The sequence below is a fragment of the Streptosporangium sp. LJ11 genome (assembly GCF_051918945.1).
Classification (GTDB): Bacteria; Actinomycetota; Actinomycetes; order Streptosporangiales; family Streptosporangiaceae; genus Streptosporangium.
Window position 1 is genome coordinate 182228 of sequence record NZ_JBPXMB010000003.1, and the last position, 18546, is coordinate 200773.

Consider the following 18546-nt stretch of genomic DNA (forward strand, 5'->3'; position numbering starts at 1 on the left):
ACCCTTGGTAACGGGCGGTTCCGGAGAGGGTGTCTGGGGGTTTTGGGAAATATGAGAGGTTCGGCAGGCCGTCATGAGACTCTGCCCCCTTCGTTTATCCGCTTTGCCGCGTCGAACGTCTAGTCTGAACTCGAATCGGGCGAGCGGAGACCGTGACATGTCCATTTCTCAGTCGGGAATTTCCCGGATGCCGGGGCGCCAGCCCCAGATCTGGGGCAAGGTGCCCCAGCAGAACAAGAACTTCACCGGTCGCGAGGACCTGCTCGAAAAACTGCACAGCGGGGTCACGGCCGATGTGACCGCCGTCGTGCCCCACGCGCTGCACGGATTCGGCGGCGTCGGCAAGACCCATGTCGCGATCGAGTACGCCTACCGGTTTCGCCACGAGTACGAACTGGTCTGGTGGATCCCGGCGGACCAGCCCATGCTGGTGCGGTCCTCGCTGGCGGCCCTGGCGCCGCATCTGGGCCTGCCCTCCTCCGCGGTGACGGGGATCGAGGACGCGTCCGTGGCCGTGCTCGACGCGTTGCGGCGAGGGGAGCCGTACGCGAAATGGCTGTTGATCTTCGATAACGCCGAGCAGCCGGAGGACATCAACGAGATCGTCCCCCGCGGCCCGGGACACGTGCTGATCACCTCGCGCAACCATTCCTGGCAGGGAGTGGTGGACACGGTTCCCGTCGACGTCTTCAGCCGCGCCGAGAGCGTGGCGTTCCTCCGCAAGCGGTTGCCGGGAACGGTCAGCCCCGAAGACGCCAACCGGCTGGCCGAGGAACTGGGCGATCTCCCGCTGGCACTGGAGCAGGCCGGGGCACTCCAGGCCGAGACGGGCATGTCCATGGAGGAATATCTCCGGCTCCTCGAGGAGCAGACCACCCAGCTGCTCGACGCGAACAAGGCCTCCGACTATCCGCTCTCCATGACGGCCGCGTGGTCGCTCTCCGTGTCGCAACTCGAGGCGAAGCTGCCCGAGGCGGTGGAACTCCTGCGGTGCTGCGCGTTCTTCGGGCCGGAGCCCATCCCCCGCGACGTGTTCGGAGCCCTTCCCGAGGATTTCGCGGCCGAATCACACCTCCACGGGCTGCTCGCCAATCCGATCCTGCTGAGCAAGGCGATCAGGGAGCTGGGGCGTTACGCCCTGGCGCGCATCGACTCCGAGAGCCGGACCATGCAGGTGCACCGGCTGGTTCAGGCACTCCTGCGCGGTGAGCTGAGCGCGGAGAGGCACGTCGCCTTCCGCCGCGAGGTGCACGTCCTGCTGGCCGCGGCGGCACCGCCCTCCCCCGACAACAACGTCTTCTGGCCGCGCTACGCGGAGCTGCTGGACCATGTGATCCCCGCCAGGGTGGAGACGAGCGACGATCCCCGGATTCGCGGTTTCGCCCTTGACATCGTGCGTTACCTCTACTCGTCGGGGGGATACCAGCTGGCCAGCGACCTCGTCCGCCGTTTCATCGAGAGATGGCGGGCCGACAGCGGCGACGATGATCAGCACGTACTCTCGGCGCAGCGCCATCTCGGCGTCGTCCTGCGCGAACTCGGCGACTACCAGGCCTCGTACGAGCTCAACCAGGTCACCCTCGCGCGCATGCGCGCCCTGCTCGGCGAGGATCACCAGGAGACCCTCCTGCTGACCAACAGCCATGGCGGCGATCTTCGAACGCGAGGCGACTTCGCCGCCGCGCTGGAGCATGACGAGGAGTCGCTGCGCCGGCACGAGAGCGTCTTCGGGCCGGGGCACCGCCGGACACTGCGCGCCATGAACAACCTCTCCATCGACTACCTGCTGCTCGGCGACTACGCCCAGGCGCGCGTCCTGCAGGAGAAGGCGTACATCGTGCACAGCCTCCCGGAGTCGAGGTCGAGCAAGCAGGACGTCCTCGTGTCGTGGAACGGCCTCGCCCGCATCGTCCGGCTCAGGGGCGACTACTTCGAGGCGTGCGATCTCGGCGAGGACGCCTACGAGTTCGGTGTCCGGGAGCTGGGCGCGGACCATCCCTGGACCCTGCGCGCGGCGAAGGACCTCTCCATCGCCAAACGCCGGGCAGGTCTGGTCGACGAGGCCTTCGAGATCGCCCAGCGGACCTTCGACCGCGAGGAGCGCATCTTCGGCCGAGACCACCCCGACACGCTCGCGGCGGCCCTGTGCCTGGCCAACGCGCAGCGCACCAGGGGGGAGGTCGCCGAGGCGCTGGAACTGCTGCGGGACACCACGGACCGCTATCCGCGGATGTACGGCGACGATCATCCTTTCAAGTACGGATGCGACATGAACCTGGCCCTGCTGCTGCGCGTCAACGGTGAGATCGAGGAGGCGAAACGCCTTGATCGCGCATCCCTGGACGGCTTCGACCGCAAGCTGGGCAGGGAGCACCACTACTCCCTCACCTGCGTGATCAACCTCGCCAGCGACCTCGCCGCACAGGGTGACGCCGCCGAGGCCAGACGACTGGGCGAGGACACCCTGACCCAGCTGCGGCAGCTCCTGGGGGTGGCGCACCCGCTGACCCTCGCCTGTGCCGCGAACCTGGTCGTGGACCTGCGCGCCGAGGGCGTCTCCGAGAAGGCGGACGTGCTGGAGGAGGACACCTTCAAGCGTTACGGGCAGGTGCTCGGCAACGAACACCCCGACGTGAAGGTGGCGTTGAGAGGGGAGCGGCTCGACTTCGACTTCGACCCGCCCGCGCTCTGAGACTTCCGCCTGCCCCCTGAGACTTCGCCTGCCCCCTGAGAATCCGGCCTGCCGCCCGAGGCGGAGGGCTTCCCCGCCGGCTAGCCGTTGCGTTCGTGCCAGCGCGCGCGGTGCTCGTCGGCCCGTTCGCGGCCCAGGGTCTCGGCACGGGCCGGCACGCCCTCCCGCGACCAGTCGTCGAGCCGCCGTGCCATCCCGGCCGTGAAGGCCTCGCCTTCGGAGGTCAGCCGGCCGCTGCCGAGGAGGGTGCCGGTGACCAGGCGCGTCGCCTCGCGCCACCGGAAGAATTCCGCGCCCGCACGCACGGCCTCCTCTCCCGTCACCAGGTGACGGTGACGCCTCCAGAAGCCGGTTACCCCCAGGAAGGCGTACGCCCCCTGGAGCAGTCCCGGAACGGGGCGGGGATCCTCGCGCCAGGGGGCGTAGTGGCGGGAGCCGTCGTCGGGCAGGGTCAGGGGGACGATGTCGAGCAGGGCAGAGAGTTTCGCGTGCTGCGTCTCGTGGGTCAGCGTGATCGCGAGGGTGGAGGCGTCCGGCGGCGTCGACAGGGCCACGCAGCCGAAGGTCTCCCGCGAGGACGAGCTCGACTGGCCCCTGGCGGGCGCGGTCAGCGGCGTGAGAACCGTGATCGCCGTGGCCACCTCCTCGGCCACGATCCGGTGGTGGCGCACCAGCAGATCCCAGGCCTGGTGCAGCGTCGACTGCCATTGCTCCGTCTCGGCCTCGGTGAGACGCCCGCCGATGTTGGTCGTCTCCGGCATCCGGTAGGGGTCGAGGTCGTCGATGACCAGGTGGAGCGACATGCCGTCCGTCTCGCTGGACAGCGACCGCAGCCCCCTCCACCCCGGGGCGTCCCGGCGTGGGTCGCGGGGAATCCGGACGATGGTCCCGGCCGCCGCGATCTCGGTGTCGTCGGCGGCGCACTCGACCGTGACCGCCGAGACGGTCGGCGGCAGGATCGCCTGGCCCAGTGACGGCAGTGTGACCACTCCTTCCACCGCCGGCACGTCGATCTCACAGGTGGTGCCCGAACGGATGGCCGCGGCGGCGGCGAGTGCCGCGAGCTGTCCCGGAGCCGCGGCGCCGTCGCCGGCGTCGAGCATCTTGACCGTCCGGCGCGCCCAGGCGCCCACTGACGGGTGACGGAGGACGGCGTTGACGATCTCGGGGTGGCGGCGCTGGACGGTGGCGAGCAGGTCGTAGGCGCGGCGGGTGGCGGCGCCGTCGGGATGGCCACTCGCCCGTGCGGTCTCCAGCACCCCGCGTACGAGGAGGACGTGCTTGCTGTGCTGTGCCGCGGAGAGTTCGGCGACCGCGGTGGTGCCTCCACCGCCGCCGGCGAGTTCCGAGAACGTCCCGGCCGCGATCCGGTGCTCACGTAGGTGCATCGTGCCCTTCCCCTGCCGTTTCGATCGGGCCGAAAGGTCGGCTTCGACCGTTTTCTTGATGTGCCCGATGAGACGGAGGAGGTCGGGGGAGTAGACGGAGGGGTTGGCGAAACCGTGACCGGAGCGGTAGCGGTGGGCGTAGAGGCCCCCACCGCAGATCCGGGACACCGGGCACGCCCGGCAGGTGGGGGAGAGGGCCAGCTCGCCGATCTGGCGGGCGGCGATCGAGGGAAGCAGCAGGGCGTCGTCGAAGGAGTCGCGCGTCACGTGCAGCCCGGTTTCCGGGGCCCCCTGGTAGGCCGACTTCAGGAAGTCGGACTGCTCGATGCCGCCGTCCGTCTCCACGACCACCATGGCCGCCGGAGACAGGCCGATCTGCTCGCTCGACGACGAACCGCCGAGCAGCAGGTGGATGATCTCGCCGAACATCCGGACCAGGGTGGGCCGCCGCGGCGCGGCGTACCACCGGTCGAAGACCGGGATCAGCCAGTCGGCGTACGGCGTCGCCTCGGTGTCCGGGGCCCGGCCCGGAGGCGGCGCCGACCAGTTGCCGTGCGGGAGCAGGAAGTCGACGGCCGGCGGGTCGAAGTCGAGGAGCGCCTCGTAGGCCCCGATCGGGTCGTTTCTGAGGTCGACGGTGCACAGCAGGCCGTTGAAGAGGTGCCTGAAGGCGGGGGAGCCCAGCAGGCCGAGGGCGCGCAGGACGTCGGCGTGGCTTCCCTGGCCGTTGGCGCGGCGGCGGCCGCGGTCGTGCATCGTCTCGTCGCCGTCGAGGCTCACCCCGACCCGGACGCCCAGCTCGTCGAAGAGCCGCAGGTAGGGCAGGTCGAGCAGGGTGCCGTTCGTCTGCAGGCCGACCGCGGTCCTGGTGCCGGGGCCGACCGCCGAGCGGACCAGCGTGACGAGTTCGCGGATCGCGTCGTGACCGGCGAGCAGGGGCTCTCCCCCGTGCAGGATGAGCTCCACGTCGGCCAGGTTGTGGCGGTGGGCGTGCTGGGCGATTCTCGCGGCTGTGGCGGCGAAGATTTCCCGTGACATTTGTTTCGGTCGGCTCTGCCACGAGGAGTCAGCCATTTCGTACATGTAGCAATATTTGCAGGCAAGATCGCACCTGCTGTGGATCTTCAGGATGAACTGCCTGAACGGAGTCGGCCGCCAGCCGCCTGCCATCAGCTCTCCGACATCGAGAGTCGACGGCCACTCGTGCATCGCTGATCAGCCCCCTGTTGAGACCACGTTATGTGACGCCCGAAAGATGTTTACACGATAGATGATGGCCGGTCGCCGTTCCAGGCTGAGGGGAAAACCAGTGATCATGTCGGGGAAGGGTACGTATTATCGAGGCTGAAACTTGACTATTGGGGCAAACTCATGCCAGATAGGGAATGGCGCAAGAGAGGTGTGCCACGTTTGCCTGAGAAACCTGACCCCATAATCCCCTCACCCCAGAGCGTCTTCCCCGCGACGCTCGATGTCGGGGAATTGCTGGACTCGGGGTGGCGGCCAGCGGCTTTCCGGCAGTTCATCCTGAAGATCCACAGCAGATGTGACCTCGCCTGCCGCCACTGCTACATCTACGAGATGGCGGACCAGTCCTGGAGGGCCCAGCCGCGGCGCATGTCGGAGGCGATCGTCGACTGCACGGCCAGGCGCATCGCCGAGCACGCTCTCGCCCACGAACTGGCCGAGGTCGAGGTCATCCTGCACGGAGGAGAGCCCCTGCTGGCCGGACCCGATCTCATCTCCCACGCCGTGCGCGCCATCAGGGGGGCCGCCGCCGACGTCGGGACCCGCGTCCGCGTCGGTGTGCAGACCAACGGGCTGCGCCTGGACGAGACCTATCTGCGGCTCTTCGACAGCCTGGAGATCCGCGTCGGGGTGAGCATGGACGGCTACGCCGAAGGCCACGACCGGCACAGGCGCTACGCGGACGGCAGGGGAAGCCACGCGATCGTCGCGGACTCGCTCCGCAGGCTGACCACCGGCCCCTTCCACCACCTGTTCAGCGGCCTGCTGTGCACCATCGACGTCCGCAACGATCCGCTGGCGACCTACGAGGCGCTCCTCGACTTCGACCCGCCGGCCGTCGACTTCCTGCTCCCGCACGGCAACTGGTCGACCCCGCCGCCGTACCGCCTCCCGGGGGCGGAGGCGACGCCGTACGCCGACTGGCTGATACCGATCTTCGACCGGTGGTACGGCTCGGCCGCCGACCAGACGGAGATCCGGCTGTTCCGCGAGATCATGCGCCTGCTGGCGGGAGGCGCCTCGCGCAGCGAGACGGTGGGACTCTCTCCCGCCCGGATGGCCGTCGTGGAGACCGACGGCAGCATCGAGCAGTCGGACATCCTGAAGTCCAGCTACCACGGGGCGGCCGCGACGCGCCTGCATCTGCTCCGCGACTCTTTCGACGCCGCGCTCAGGCACCCCGCCATGGCCGCCCGGCAGATCGGCGAGCTCGCGCTGGCTCCCGTCTGCCTGGCCTGCGACATCCGTTCGGTCTGCGGCGGCGGGTTGTACGCGCACAGGTACAGCGAGGCCGCCGGTTTCAAGGGGCCCTCGGTCTACTGTCCGGACCTCTACCGGCTGATCACCCACATTCGTACAAGCTTCGCGAGAGATGTCGCCCGGCTGAAGGGAAGTCGATGAGGCTCGGTTCTCAGGGAGTGTCCGGCACGACGGTTCTCACGCTGGCGGCCGGTGAGGGGGGAGCCGAGGCCGTGGCCGAGCTGAGCGCGGTCCAGCGCGTCAAGAACAGGCTGCTGGTACGCGGTGTCGCGACCGAGGCGCGATCGGCGGGGCACCCCGGCGCCGCCCTGGCGGCGCGTGCCTACGACCTCCTGGCGGACCTGGAGGGGGAGGCGGGCGAGGAGGTCGAGCGCGTGCTGCGCTACCCGGCGGTGGGGGCGTGGGCGTGGCGGACCTACCGGTCCCTGAGGAGCGGGAACGGCACGCGCGACGACCCCGCGCAACTGGGCGCGCTGGCCGCGGTGGCCGCGGTGCGGGCGCGGACCGCCTGCCGCGTCCGGCTGCCCGTCCGCGACGGCGCGATCATGCTGCCGTCCCTGGGGCGCCTCGTCCTGCCCGGCGGCGCGGGAGACGCGGCCGACGTCACGGTGAGGCCGGACGGGGACGGTGCCGAACTCGACGCCTGCGGCCTGACGGTCCGTGTCCACCCCTCCGGCGACCGGCCCGGCTGGCAGGCGCTGCACACGCTCCGGGTGACCACGGGATTCGACCTGGTCGTCGACGACCTCGACCCGTACCGGTGGTCGGCGGAGGATGTCATGGAGCCGCGACTGGGGCGCGAGCGGCTTCGCGCGTGGGAGACGCACACGCAGGAGGCATGGCGTGTCCTGGCCGCCCACCACGGGACCGTGGCGGAGGAGGTGAGCTCCGCGGTGTCGGTGCTCACCCCCGTCAAGGCGCCGGAGAGGGGACAGAACAGCGCCTCCTCGCGCGAGACGTTCGGGACCATCGCCATGTCGGACCCGTGGCACGGCGTGGGACTCGCCGCCACGTTCGCGCACGAGATCCAGCACGCCAAGCTCACCGCGCTGACCGAGGTGATCCCGCTGACCCTGCCGGACGACGGCAGGCGCTACTACGCACCCTGGCGGGACGACCCGCGCCCCGTCTACGGCCTGCTGCAGGGGTCGTACGCCTATCTCGGGGTGGCGGAGTTCTGGCGGAGGCAGCACCGGTTCGAGCGGGACGAGGAGGCCTTCCGGGCGCGGGTGGAGCTCGCCCGCTGGAGACGGGCCGCCTACGCGGTCACCGGCACGCTGCTGGCCGGTGGGGGCCTGAACGAGCGCGGGGAGGAGTTCGTGGCCCGGATGAGGAAGACGCTGGAGGAGTGCGCCGCGGAACCGGTGGACGCCGCCGCGGAGAGCCAGGCCTTCCGCGAGGCCGAGCACCACCTCGACGCGTGGAAGAGGCGCAACCCCCGGTTCCGGGCGGACTAGACGGGGCGGATCGGCGGTCAGATCGGCGGGGGGTCGAAGTCGCAGTCGATGCGGCGGCCCTCGCTCGCGAGGAGCGCGTCGGGGTGGCCGGCCTCCAGCGGGCGTTCGTACCGCCGCATCGTGTCCTCGTGCAGGATCTCGGCCTCCCGCTTCTCGCCGGCGGCCCTCAGGTCGAGGACGAGGTTGCTGGCGCAGGACAGGCTCAGGAAGTGGTTCTCGCCGAAGAGGGCCCGCAGCCGGGCGAGCGTCTCCCCGCCGAGCGCGCACGCCTGGGCGGCCTCTCCCATCGCCGCGAGATCCGCCTGGAGGCTGATGGCGCACGTCAGCGGGTAGTGGTGCTCCTGGCCGACCTTGGCGACCAGGCCCTTCACCGCCCGCTCGTTCAGGCGTCTGGCCGTCGCGACATCGCCTCGCAGGCGATGCAGGATCGCCAGGTTGCCGCCGCAGGCGAGGCTGTAGGGGTGCTCCTCGCCGAACACCCGGGGGTAGAGGGCGACCGTCCTGTCGGCCGTCGCGAACGCCTCGTCGAGGTCACCGACGGTTCGCAGGGCGTTGGAGAGGTTGATCGCGGCCGCCATCGTGTCGGGGTGCTCGTCCCCGAAGAGCCGCTGCAGGCGGGTGTGCGTGTCGCGCGCGAGGTCCAGCGCCTCGGCCACCTCTCCCGAGCGCCGCTTGGCGATGGACAGGTCCTTCGCCGTCAGCAGCGTGGCGTGATGGTCGAGTGTCAGCTCCTGGACGCCGTAGGCGTAGGCCTCCTCGCCCAGGTCGCACGCCTCGGTGTAGTCGCCGCAGAGCCGCACGGCCCTGGCCAGGCCGTTCCACGACAGCAGCAGAATGGTCCTGCCGATGCCCCCCACCGCGTCGCTCATCTCCAGGTACGTCTCCTGGTGCAGGCGTCGCGCCTGCGTGTAGTCGCTGGTGAGGGCGTAGTCGAGGGCCAGGTTGTTGAGCACGCGCAGGGTGGACGGATGGTCGGCGCCCCGGCTGGCGACGTGGGCCGCCCGGGACTCCTCGTCCAGTCTCCTGGCGGCGATGAAGTCGCCGCGCGCCCGCAGGGACGCCCCGTAGCCGTTGGTCGTCAGGAGCGTCTCGTCGTGGCCGGGGCCGAAGACCTCGCGCATGTCGTCGAGGGTCCGGTGGTCGGTCTCGTACGCTGCGGAGTACTGGCCGAGTCCTCGCAGCACGTTGCCCAGGTGCTTGTGCGCGACGAGCACGTCCGGATGCCTCGCCCCGCTGACCTCGGTCCACCTCTTGGCGAAGCTCTCAAGGAAGGCGCGGGCCGACTGGTAGTTGCCCGATATGTAGAGATAACGGGTGACGTTGAGGGCGAACTGCCTGACGGTGGGATCGGTGCACTCCTCCAGGCCGGAGGGGGTGACGTGGGCGACCAGCTCCTCGAAACGGCGCCACCTGGCGCTCTCGTCGGGATCGTTCGGGGCGCTGCCGGCCAGCAGCACGTGCACCTCGTGCCGGATCTCCGCCTGGTCCTCCTCCGGCAGGTCGTCGCGCAGGAGGGCCTGGATCAGGCGGTGGACCTGGATGGTGCGGGTGGCGGGCTCGATCCTGGCCAGCGCGAAGCGCCTCAGCTCGCTCAGCGCCGTGGCGAGCAGGATCGGATCGGACAGGATCTTGCCGAGCCGGGGGACGACGGCCTTGTTTCCCCTGCGGAAGACGTCGCGGGGAATGGGCTCGGGGCCGAAGAAGGCGCAGCACCGCAGGAGTGTGATGGCCTCGGGGAGGCGATCCTCCAGAAGCGACACCGACACCTTCCAGGCCGCCGTCATCGACAACGGGTATCCCGGCGCCCTGTTCGCCCCCAGCAGCCTGCTCGCCTGCTCGTCGAGCTGCTCCAGGTACTCGTCGACCGACATGCCGGTCTCGTACTGCAGCGCGCCGGCCTGCTCCAGGGCCAGGGGAAGGTCGCCGAGCTGCTCGGCCAGCCGCGAGGCGTCGCCGTCGGGGACCTCCCGGCGCAGGCGCTTCTTCAGGAACGCCACGCTCTCCTCGCGGGTGAAGACGTCGACCTGGAGGGTCTCGAAGTGGTCCTCCCACTTGGGGTTGCGCGAGGTGATCAGGACGTGGCCCGGCCCGCGCGGGATGAACTCCTGGACCTGCCCCGGTTCCTCGGCGTTGTCGAAGATCAGCAGCCAGCGCCGGTAGGGGGTGCCGCTCTGCAGCGTCCTGCGCACCGCCTCGGCGGCCTCCTCGACGCCGGTGGCCGAGGCCGGCGGCAGGCCCAGGTGGGGCGCCATCGCCGCCAGCGCGGACGGCACCAGCACGCGCTGGTCGGAGGGGATCCACCAGACGAGGTCGTAGTGCGACCGGTAGCGGTGGGCGTACTCGATGGCCAGGTGGGTCTTGCCGACACCGCCCCACCCCTGCAGCGCCTGGGGCTGGGGCACGACGGCGGTGACGGTGCTGATGCCCTGGCGGAGCTTGACGAGCATGTCGTCTCGCCCGGTGAAGTTCCTGTTGCGGGGGGGCACCTTCTCCCAGACCTCGGGCTGTCGTTCCGGCACCGTGTTCGCCGCGTGTGAAAGCTCCACCACCTCGGGCCTCCGCCTTTTTCTAGCCAAAGGGATCGTACGGTCATCCTAAAGGTTGATTCGAAGAGTGGGGTATTACAGAATCACATTGAGGAAAAACACGGCCCGGTGATTTTCGGAAGCGGTGTCGCATTACGCTTTTGGGACATCCGCAATCTCGGTCCGGGCCAGACCGGATGCGACGCGACACGAATGGGAGCACGCATGCGCGATGACAATTCAAGGTCGGACGGTCTCGTCGACCTTGAGGGCCTCTCCCTGGAGAGGCTCACGGAGGTCGACGAGGCCTGGCTGCGGAGGATGCTGGAGCCGCTGCTGCTGGAGACGGCGGAGCCGACGGCGGGATTCACGAGTTCGATCTGAGGAATCACCTTGCCGTTTCACGCGGGTTGCGGCAGAAAGGTGGTCGTGAATCATTCGTCCACTCCGGTCGCGTCGGCGATACGAGGGGTGCCTTCCCGCGCGGGGGGGATTGACCATGCCAATAGAGTCGTACGGCATCGAGTCCATGACCTGATTGGACCTCTTGTCCGTGAGGCGGTGCCCTGCGTGCACGACATGGGGGAGGCCGAGTGGGAGCGCCTGCTCGACCAGTTGAACAGCGGAGACTGCACGCCCTTTCTGGGATCCGGGGCGTGCGTGGGGACTCTGCCGACGGGGACGGCGCTGAGCCGCGACATGGCACGCCGATGGGACTATCCCTTCGAGGACGATCATGATCTCCCCCGGGTGACGCAGTTCGCGGTGATGAGATACGGGGATTCCGTATATGTGAAGAGGCGCATCTGCGACGAGCTCGATGCCGGGGGCGCGCCCGACTTCCTGGACCCCCTGGAGCCGCACGGCCTGCTCGCGAGCTTTCCGCTCCCGGTGTACCTGACGACGAACTACGACGACTTCATCCTGCGCTCGCTCGAAGCGGTGGGAAAAAGGCCGAACGTGGCCGTCTGCCCGTGGAACAAAGGGCTGGCCTACGCGGAGGAGCTGTTCAGCAGCGAGGCGGGCTGGAATCCCAGGCCCGATGCCCCGCTCATCTACCACCTGCACGGAAATCTGCAGGATCCGGCGTCGATCGTGCTGGCCGAGGACGACTACCTGGAGTTCCTCACCAACCTCGCGGTGGACGGCGTCGCGGGCGGCCAGCGGATGCTGCCCACCTCCATCCTCGCGGCGCTGACCAGGAGACCCCTGCTGTTCATCGGCTACAGCCTGCAGGACTGGACGTTCCGGGTGCTCTTCCACGGGCTGTTGAAAGCCGTTCCCGGGATCAACCGCCGCAGGCACGTGAGCGTCCAGCTCGCCCCTTCTCTCGCCAGCACGAAGGCGGACGTGCTGGAAGTCCAGCGCCAGCTGGCCAGATACTACGAAGACTGGCGGATCTCCATCTTCTGGGGGACGGCGGAGGAGTTCTGCCGTGAGCTGCGCCGGCGGATGGGACCGGTACCGTGACCCCTGACGCGAGCCCCGACCGAGACCGGATCGACGTGGACGGCCAGCCGTACGTCGGGCTGCGGGCCTTTCGCCGCGAGGACGGTTCCAAGTTCTTCGGCCGCGACAGGGAGGCCTGCGAGGTCTCCGACCTGTGGCAGGCCGGGCGCCTGACCGTGCTGTACGGGCCGTCCGGGGTGGGCAAGACCTCGCTGATCCAGGCCGGGGTGCTCCCGCTGCTGGACGCGGGCAGGACCGACATCCTGCCGATAGGCCGGGTGTCGCACGGCTCGCCCTTCCCGTCCGCCGCGCTCTCGCGGCACAACCCGCACGTGTTCGCGCTGCTGTCGTCGTGGTCCCCCTCGGAGACGCCCACCCGGCTGGCCGGGCTGACGATCCGCGAGTTCCTGAGCCGGCGCCCGCCCCGCCAGGACCCGTACGGTGACCCGGTCCTCACCCTGGCCGCGATCGACCAGGCGGAGGAGCTCTTCGGTGACTTCGCCCACCGCCAGCCGTACCGGGAGTGGTTCATCAGCCAGCTCGTCGAGGCGCTGGACGACGATCCGAACCTGCGCCTCCTCGTCTCGATCAGGGAGGACCACCTCGCCTCGATCCTCCCCCACGAGCCGAAACTGGCGGGCATGGCCAGGAACCGGTTCTCGCTGACCGCCCTCGACACGGCCGCCGCGGTCCGGGCGACCGAGGGGCCGCTGGAGGGGACGGGACGCTCGTTCGCCCCCGGCGCGGCGCGGGGCCTGGTGGACGACCTGCGCATGATCAGGGTCGGCAGGGCGCTCGGCGAGGAGGTCGTCGCCGACGCCAAGGCGGTCGAGCCCGTCCAACTGCAGGTCGTGTGCTCGGCCATGTGGCGCTCGCTGCCCGAGGACGTGCGGGTCATCTCCTCCGACCACGTCCGCAGGTTCGCCAACGCCGACCGGTCGCTCACCGACTTCTTCGAACGGATGATCGCCGAGGTGGCCCGCGACCACTTCGGCGATGACGTCGCCGAGCTCAGGAGCTGGCTGCGCCGCTGCCTGATCACCGAGCTCGGCACCCGCGAGGTCGTCTACCAGGGGGAGACCGTCACCGCGGGCATGCCGAACGCGGTGGTCAGGGCGCTGGTCGACCGCCACATCCTGCGCGAGGACATCAAGGCCGGCACGCGATGGTGCGAGTTGTCGCACGAGCGCCTCATCCAGCCGATCCTGCAGAACGACCACGTCGTCGTCGCGCGGGCCGAGAGCCGCTCCCTTCCCGACGACTACCTGCGGGCCGCCGAGCTCTCCTTCCGCGACGGGGAGTTCGCCCTGGCCGCGAAGCAGGCCGAGGAGGCGCTGGCGCGGTGCGGGGACAACACCAGGATGCGGGCGGAGATCGAGTCCTTCCTCGGCAACGTCGCGCACCGGCGGGAGGACTTCGAGAAGGCCGTCTTCCACTACCGCACCGCCGCGGTCCACTTCGAGACGCTGGGGGCGACCTCGGCCGTCGGCGGCCTTCTCGCCGGGGTCGGCCGGTTGCGGCTGGCCCAGGGACGCCCCTCGGCCGCGGTCCGGGAACTGTACTCGGCGATACGCCGGGTGCCCGACGACCCGAACATCGAGACCGAGCTCGCCTGGGCGCTCTGGTACGACGGCCATCCCGACGCTGCGCGCGACGTTCTCAACGACGTCCTGGGCAGGGAGGGGAACATCACCGAGGCGTTGCGAGCGCGGGGCGAGATCCTCGCCGGCCTCGGCCGGGCGGAGGCGGCGCTGCGTGACCTCGACCGGGTCCGGCCGCTGCAGTGGCCGTCCACCCGGGCCGCCCACGCTCTCGCGCTCGCCCTCCTGGGGCGTCTCCCCGAGGCGGAACGGGAGATCAGGGCCGTGCCGGCCGAGGCGGGAGATCACGGTCCGGCGTTGCTGTACGCCGCCCGGGTTCACGCCCTGGCCGGTGACGCCACGTCGGCGGCAGATCTGGCCCGGAGGGCGAGGGCGGCGCGAGCGCCCGGCCTGCCTGCCCATCTCGCGGCGGAAGCGGATCGGCTGCTCGCCCGGTCGTGAGCATCCGCGCGCCCACCTGGGCACCGGTCGCCCTGACCCTCCTGGCCGTCCCGGCGAGACCCAGCCGCGCGTGGAGACGCAGCAGTGACGCGAACGTCACCACTGTGGCGATGACGAACATCACGAAGGTCAGGATGACGGCCGCCACCCGGATACCGAACACGGCGACCAGGATCCCGCCGAGCGGGGCGGCGACGCACACGGCGCCGTGCGCGACGAGCCGGTGTACGCTCATCACCCGCCCGAGCTTGCCCTGGTCGACGGTGTCGACCTCGAAGGTCCTGATGGCCACGTTGCTGAGCGCCCCGGTGCACCCGGTCAGCAGTATCGCGAGCCCGAAGAAGAGCGGGCCCTCCCCGTACGCCGCGATGAGGAGCGCCAGCACCCATATCCACAGCTGGGCGAAGAGCGTGAAGTTTCTCGGCTCGAGCCTGAGGTAGGGGGCCAGGCCCGATCCCGCCACACCGCCCATGCCCCCGGCGGCCAGGACCAGGCCGACCTGGTACGAGGGCAGGTTCGCCGACCCGGCAATGAAGATCATGATGAGTGCGTTGATCATCAGGTTGGTGACCATGGTCAGGGCCATGGCCTTGCGCAGGAACGGGTGCCGGGAGAGTTCCTTGAAGCCGTCGGCTATCTCCCGCAGCAGGTGCCGTCCCGCCAGGCTCCGCACCCCGGCCACCAGCTCGCGGAGCGCGTGCGACAGCGGCCGGCCCTTCCCCTTCCCGGCCGCCACGCTGAGGGGAGAGAGGAGGGCGAGGAAGAACAGCGCCGCGTTCACCGCGAAGGACATCGCGTGCATGACCCCGAAGAGCCATCCTCCGAGCGGCCTGCCGGCCAGCACCGCGATGTGTGAGATCGTCTCGCTCCTGGCCATCACGATGGAGGCCTGGTTCCTCGGGACGAGGGACGAGATCAGCGCGGTCTCCGCCAGTGAGTAGACCACCCACAGCGTGCCTTCGAGGAAGGCCGCCACCAGGAGGTGGGGCAGCGACGGACGGCCGAGGACGAGGGCGAGGAAGACGCTGAGGACGGTCAGTCCTCGCAGGGTCTCGGTGAGGAGCATGAGCGAACGCGGATCCACCCGGTCCGCCAGGACACCCGCCGGAATGTAGAAGACCAGGATCGGGAAGGTCAGGGCGAAACTGGTCCAGCCCGCCTGCACCGGAGAACCGGTCAGTGCCAATGCCAGGAGGGGATAGGCGACGCTCACGGCTCGTGACCCCACGGTCGAGAACGTCATCCCCAGCCAGACGCGGGCGATTCTTATCATCGGCTAGCTCGACGTCGCTCTCTGATCCCGGGCCCTGGTGCGACCTGGTCGCCCACCGTCCCCGTCCGCGTTCTAGGGAACACCTCACAAGGCAATTCAGGGAGAGAGCTATACAGACTCCCGTTGTTAGGCGAACGATGACAATTTCTTGACAAGAAGCCGCAGGAATCGGCAACAGTGCGAGCCTGTCCGGCAAAACAGGTCACACTGGTGTTACCAAGTCACTTGAGTCCCAAGAGCATAGCGCCGAAAAAGAGCAGCCGGGAATGGTCGGCCATTTCCGCGTCTGGAAAGCGGCATTCGGAAGTCGCCGCCGGAAACCTCGCCCCGGTGGTCACCGCCGCCCGGCGTCGGAGCGATTCAGGCCGGTCGCCCGGTGCCCGGACCACTCGTGGCGTTCCCGGCCACATCCTCGCGGCTCGCCCTCCGGCGCGGACCTGTCCCCTTCCCCCGGACCGTGGAAACGGTCCTGAGGGAAAGGGGCCGGAATCACGCGGGCAGCTGGGCGTCCAGGCGGTAGCCGTCCACGGTGACGTAGACCTGGTCGCCCGGGCGGGCGTTCAGGCGCATCAGGACGGGCTGCAGGGAGTCGAAGACGGGATGGTCCCGCCAGACCAGGACCACCGCGTTGTCGCCGGGGCCGGTGACCGACAGCAGCGTGCCGGGACGCATGCCCAGCTGGGTGGCGTACCCCTCGGGCACGGCCACCGGGCCGCCCCGCAGGTGGTCGCTGGTCACCTCGATGCGCTGCCAGCGGGTCGGGTCGGACGACGGGCTCGCGGGCGGGTGCAGCGGGACCCGCTGGCTGGTGATCAGATGCGGCCTGGAGTTCCCGCTCGCCAGGGCCGACAGTGTGGCCAGGGCGGCGCGGGGATCGATGGCGCCGGTGTTCACCTGAGGGATCGGCTGCCCGCCACGGTGGTGGTGGTGGCCGTTCGCCCCCGGGGTGCGGCGCGGCAGCTGCCTGACCGCCTCGGTGGCGCTCTCCTGGGGGGCCGCCTCCTGCGTGGCGCTCGCGGCGAGGGCGTCCAGCCAGGCCTGGACCGAGTGGGACCGGATGCCGAGCTGGTGCTCCATGAGCCTGAGCGCGTCGCTGTCGATCGGTTTGCCCGCCAGGAGCTGACGGGTCCGTTCGCGCAGGCCGCCCAGGTCGCCCACGACGAGCCAGTCGTCCTGGAGCCGCCGGTCGGGCATGAGCGTGACCAGCACCCTCCACAGCGGGGTCCGCAGGGTGGGGACCTCGATCGGGTGCGCGGGGTCGGCGCCGATGAGCTGGTCCTTGGTGGCGGCGGAGCCCAGCCACTCGGTCAGCCCGAACATGTGCCCGGTGAGCGGCGCGGACTCCGAGGAGCGCAGCCAGAGCAGGATGCGTTCCTCGGCGGCGCGCTGGGCCGCCGAGAGCGCGTCGCGGTCGGCGTTCAGCTTGTGCGCGAGCGCGCGCAGGCTGATCGGGTCGACCGCGAAGAGCCGTTCGACGGCGACCGCGCGCTCCAGCGGGCTCCAGTCCCTGAACATGTTGTCGACCAGGCGGACCAGCGGGTAGTCGCTGAGAAGGGCCTGCGGGCCGGGAGCGACCGGCTCCGGTGCGGCCGGTTCGGGGACCGGCGCCTGCCGCTGCTCCTGCGGTGACGGTGGCGCCGACGGTGGCGCCGACGGCTGGGCGGGGATCTGCGGCGCGGGGGCCTGCGGCGCGGGTGTCTGCGCCGGGTTCTGGACCCGCTCCTGGAGCGGGACCTGCGCGTGGACGGGGGCCGGCGCGGCGTGCTCGGCGATCCCCGGGATGCGGCTGAGCACCTCGCGGAACACGGCGGTGACCACGATCTCGGGGGAGGACGTCGCGGGCCCGCTCAGGTCTCCCGCGGTCAGGCGGCGCAGGCGGTTCCAGCCGCCCAGGCCGGCGATGGCCGAGCGCGCGGGCTCCGGCCAGCCGGGCAGGGTCGGGTCGACCGTGTGGACGTGCAGCGCGGGCAGCACGTCGCTCAACGGCAGATGGTCCCAGCGTGACAGCGATAGCCGGGCCAGCCGGTCGCAGACCCAGTCGAGCCCCGCGGCGCCGAGGGCCTTGGGCAAGGTGACCGACGACCACCAGCCGGCGGGCAGCCGGGGGTCGGCCAGGGCTTCGGCGACCTGCTGGGGGCGGCTCCAGCGCAGGGCCGGGACCAGATCACTCAGGCAGATCGATGACTCGGCATCCATCGGCGGACCGTAACCTCCCCAAAGTGACGCGTGTGGCTAATGGTGCAGCTTACGCCGCAAGCTATCAATTGGTGTTAAGAGGGTAAAGCTCCTTGGTACCCAAATCAGACGGAAGGACACGTGGACGTCCGCCCAGGACCGTCACGGCCTCCGCCCCGGCGCGGCGTCCGGCGTCCAGCGCGGCCTCGTCCCCGGCCCCGCTCAGCAGGGCCGTGAGCAGCCCGGCGGCGAACGCGTCCCCCGCCCCAATGGAGTCAACCACTTCGGTGGTGAGCGCGGGAACCCGAGCGGCCAACTTTCCGTCCCTGGCCATCAACGCGCCGCGGGATCCGAGCTTCACCGCCGCCGCGCCGTAGCGGAGGCTCAGGCTCTCGGCCGCCCCCTCGGCGGTGGCCTCGCCGGTGAGCAGCAGTGCCTCGTCCAGGTTGGGGATGATCAGCTGGGCGGTCAGGGTCTCCTGGACGAACCGCTCGACGCCGAACGAGCGCAGGAAACCGGTCGAGGCCGGGTCCACGCTGATCGAGACGCCGCGCCGGGACGCCTCGGCCATGGCGAGCCGGGAAAGCTGGAGCCCCGGCTCGGCGAACAGCGTGTACCCGGACAGGTGGAGATGACCCACCCCGTCGAGCAGGCTCTCGTCCCAGTCGCCCGTGCCGATGTGCCCGCCCGCGCCCCTGTTGGTGAGCATGGATCGCTCCCCGGTCACGTCGACCATGGCGATCACCACCGCGGTGGGCCGGTCGGGGTCGACCCGCAGGTGCGGCCGTACCCCGAATCGCCGTAGCTCGGCGGCGTGCCAGTCGGCGGTGTCGAAGCCGGCCCGGGTCAGGATCCGCACGTCGGCGCCCAGCCGGGCGGCCCAGGAGGCCGTGTTGGCCCCCGACCCTCCGGGGCGCAGCACGATGTCGGCGACGGTGTCCGTCCCGACGGCCAGGCCGCTCCTGGCGGACCCACCGTGAAGTGCGACGACGTCGGTCACCACGTCGCCGATGACCAGCAGACCCGTTCCGGCCACG

10 protein-coding genes and 1 pseudogene are annotated in these 18546 nt (G+C 70.2%); 6 read left to right on the forward strand and 5 right to left on the reverse strand.

The genetic code is table 11. The annotated features are described in order from the left end of the window. The first annotated feature begins 157 nt into the window (after positions 1-157). Complete coding sequence (gene fxsT, locus ACTOQ3_RS05540) at positions 158-2692, forward strand: FxSxx-COOH system tetratricopeptide repeat protein (protein ID WP_440082324.1); 2535 nt, start codon at positions 158-160, stop codon at positions 2690-2692. Between the two features lie 80 nt (positions 2693-2772). On the opposite strand, the gene ACTOQ3_RS05545 is transcribed toward fxsT (ACTOQ3_RS05540), so the two are convergent. After that, positions 2773-5289 carry an FxsB family cyclophane-forming radical SAM/SPASM peptide maturase gene (locus ACTOQ3_RS05545; protein ID WP_440082326.1) on the reverse strand — a complete coding sequence of 839 codons (2517 nt, stop codon included), beginning with the start codon at positions 5287-5289 and terminating at the stop codon, positions 2773-2775. 201 nt (positions 5290-5490) lie between these two features. On the opposite strand from ACTOQ3_RS05545, the gene ACTOQ3_RS05550 reads away from it, so the two are divergent. Next, positions 5491-6729: an FxsB family cyclophane-forming radical SAM/SPASM peptide maturase gene (locus ACTOQ3_RS05550; protein ID WP_440082327.1), complete on the forward strand. Its 1239-nt coding sequence runs from the start codon at positions 5491-5493 to the stop codon at positions 6727-6729. Next, entirely contained in the window at positions 6726-8045 is a 1320-nt protein-coding gene (locus ACTOQ3_RS05555) for an HEXXH motif domain-containing protein (protein ID WP_440082328.1), read from the forward strand. Before ACTOQ3_RS05550 ends, ACTOQ3_RS05555 begins: the two co-directional genes overlap by 4 nt. Before the next feature lie 17 nt (positions 8046-8062). Here ACTOQ3_RS05555 and fxsT (ACTOQ3_RS05560) read toward each other — a convergent pair whose 3' ends face one another. Further along, positions 8063-10594 (reverse strand): FxSxx-COOH system tetratricopeptide repeat protein, encoded by a 2532-nt coding sequence (gene fxsT / locus ACTOQ3_RS05560; RefSeq protein WP_440082329.1) that lies wholly within the window; start codon positions 10592-10594, stop codon positions 8063-8065. Between the two features lie 201 nt (positions 10595-10795). On the opposite strand from fxsT (ACTOQ3_RS05560), the gene ACTOQ3_RS05565 reads away from it, so the two are divergent. From ACTOQ3_RS05565 to ACTOQ3_RS05575, 3 genes are all read left to right on the forward strand, one after another. Further along, positions 10796-10954 (forward strand): hypothetical protein, encoded by a 159-nt coding sequence (locus tag ACTOQ3_RS05565; RefSeq protein ID WP_362693074.1) that lies wholly within the window; start codon positions 10796-10798, stop codon positions 10952-10954. Positions 10955-11149: 195 nt separating this feature from the next. Then, positions 11150-12040 (forward strand): SIR2 family NAD-dependent protein deacylase, encoded by an 891-nt coding sequence (locus ACTOQ3_RS05570; protein ID WP_440082563.1) that lies wholly within the window; start codon positions 11150-11152, stop codon positions 12038-12040. Then, entirely contained in the window at positions 12037-14061 is a 2025-nt protein-coding gene (locus tag ACTOQ3_RS05575) for an nSTAND1 domain-containing NTPase (protein ID WP_440082331.1), read from the forward strand. Before ACTOQ3_RS05570 ends, ACTOQ3_RS05575 begins: the two co-directional genes overlap by 4 nt. 94 nt (positions 14062-14155) lie before the next feature. Here the strand turns inward: ACTOQ3_RS05575 and ACTOQ3_RS05580 are convergent. The 3 genes and pseudogenes from ACTOQ3_RS05580 to ACTOQ3_RS05590 all read right to left on the reverse strand — a co-directional run. Further along, positions 14156-15334 (reverse strand): annotated as a pseudogene (locus ACTOQ3_RS05580) (MFS transporter); the annotation flags it as partial. A 489-nt stretch (positions 15335-15823) separates the two neighbouring features. Then, a complete protein-coding gene (locus tag ACTOQ3_RS05585; RefSeq protein WP_440082332.1) occupies positions 15824-17530 on the reverse strand; it encodes a hypothetical protein in 1707 nt (568 codons plus the stop codon). 64 nt (positions 17531-17594) lie between these two features. After that, positions 17595-18545 (reverse strand): carbohydrate kinase family protein, encoded by a 951-nt coding sequence (locus ACTOQ3_RS05590; RefSeq protein ID WP_440082333.1) that lies wholly within the window; start codon positions 18543-18545, stop codon positions 17595-17597. Position 18546: the final 1 nt, after the last annotated feature.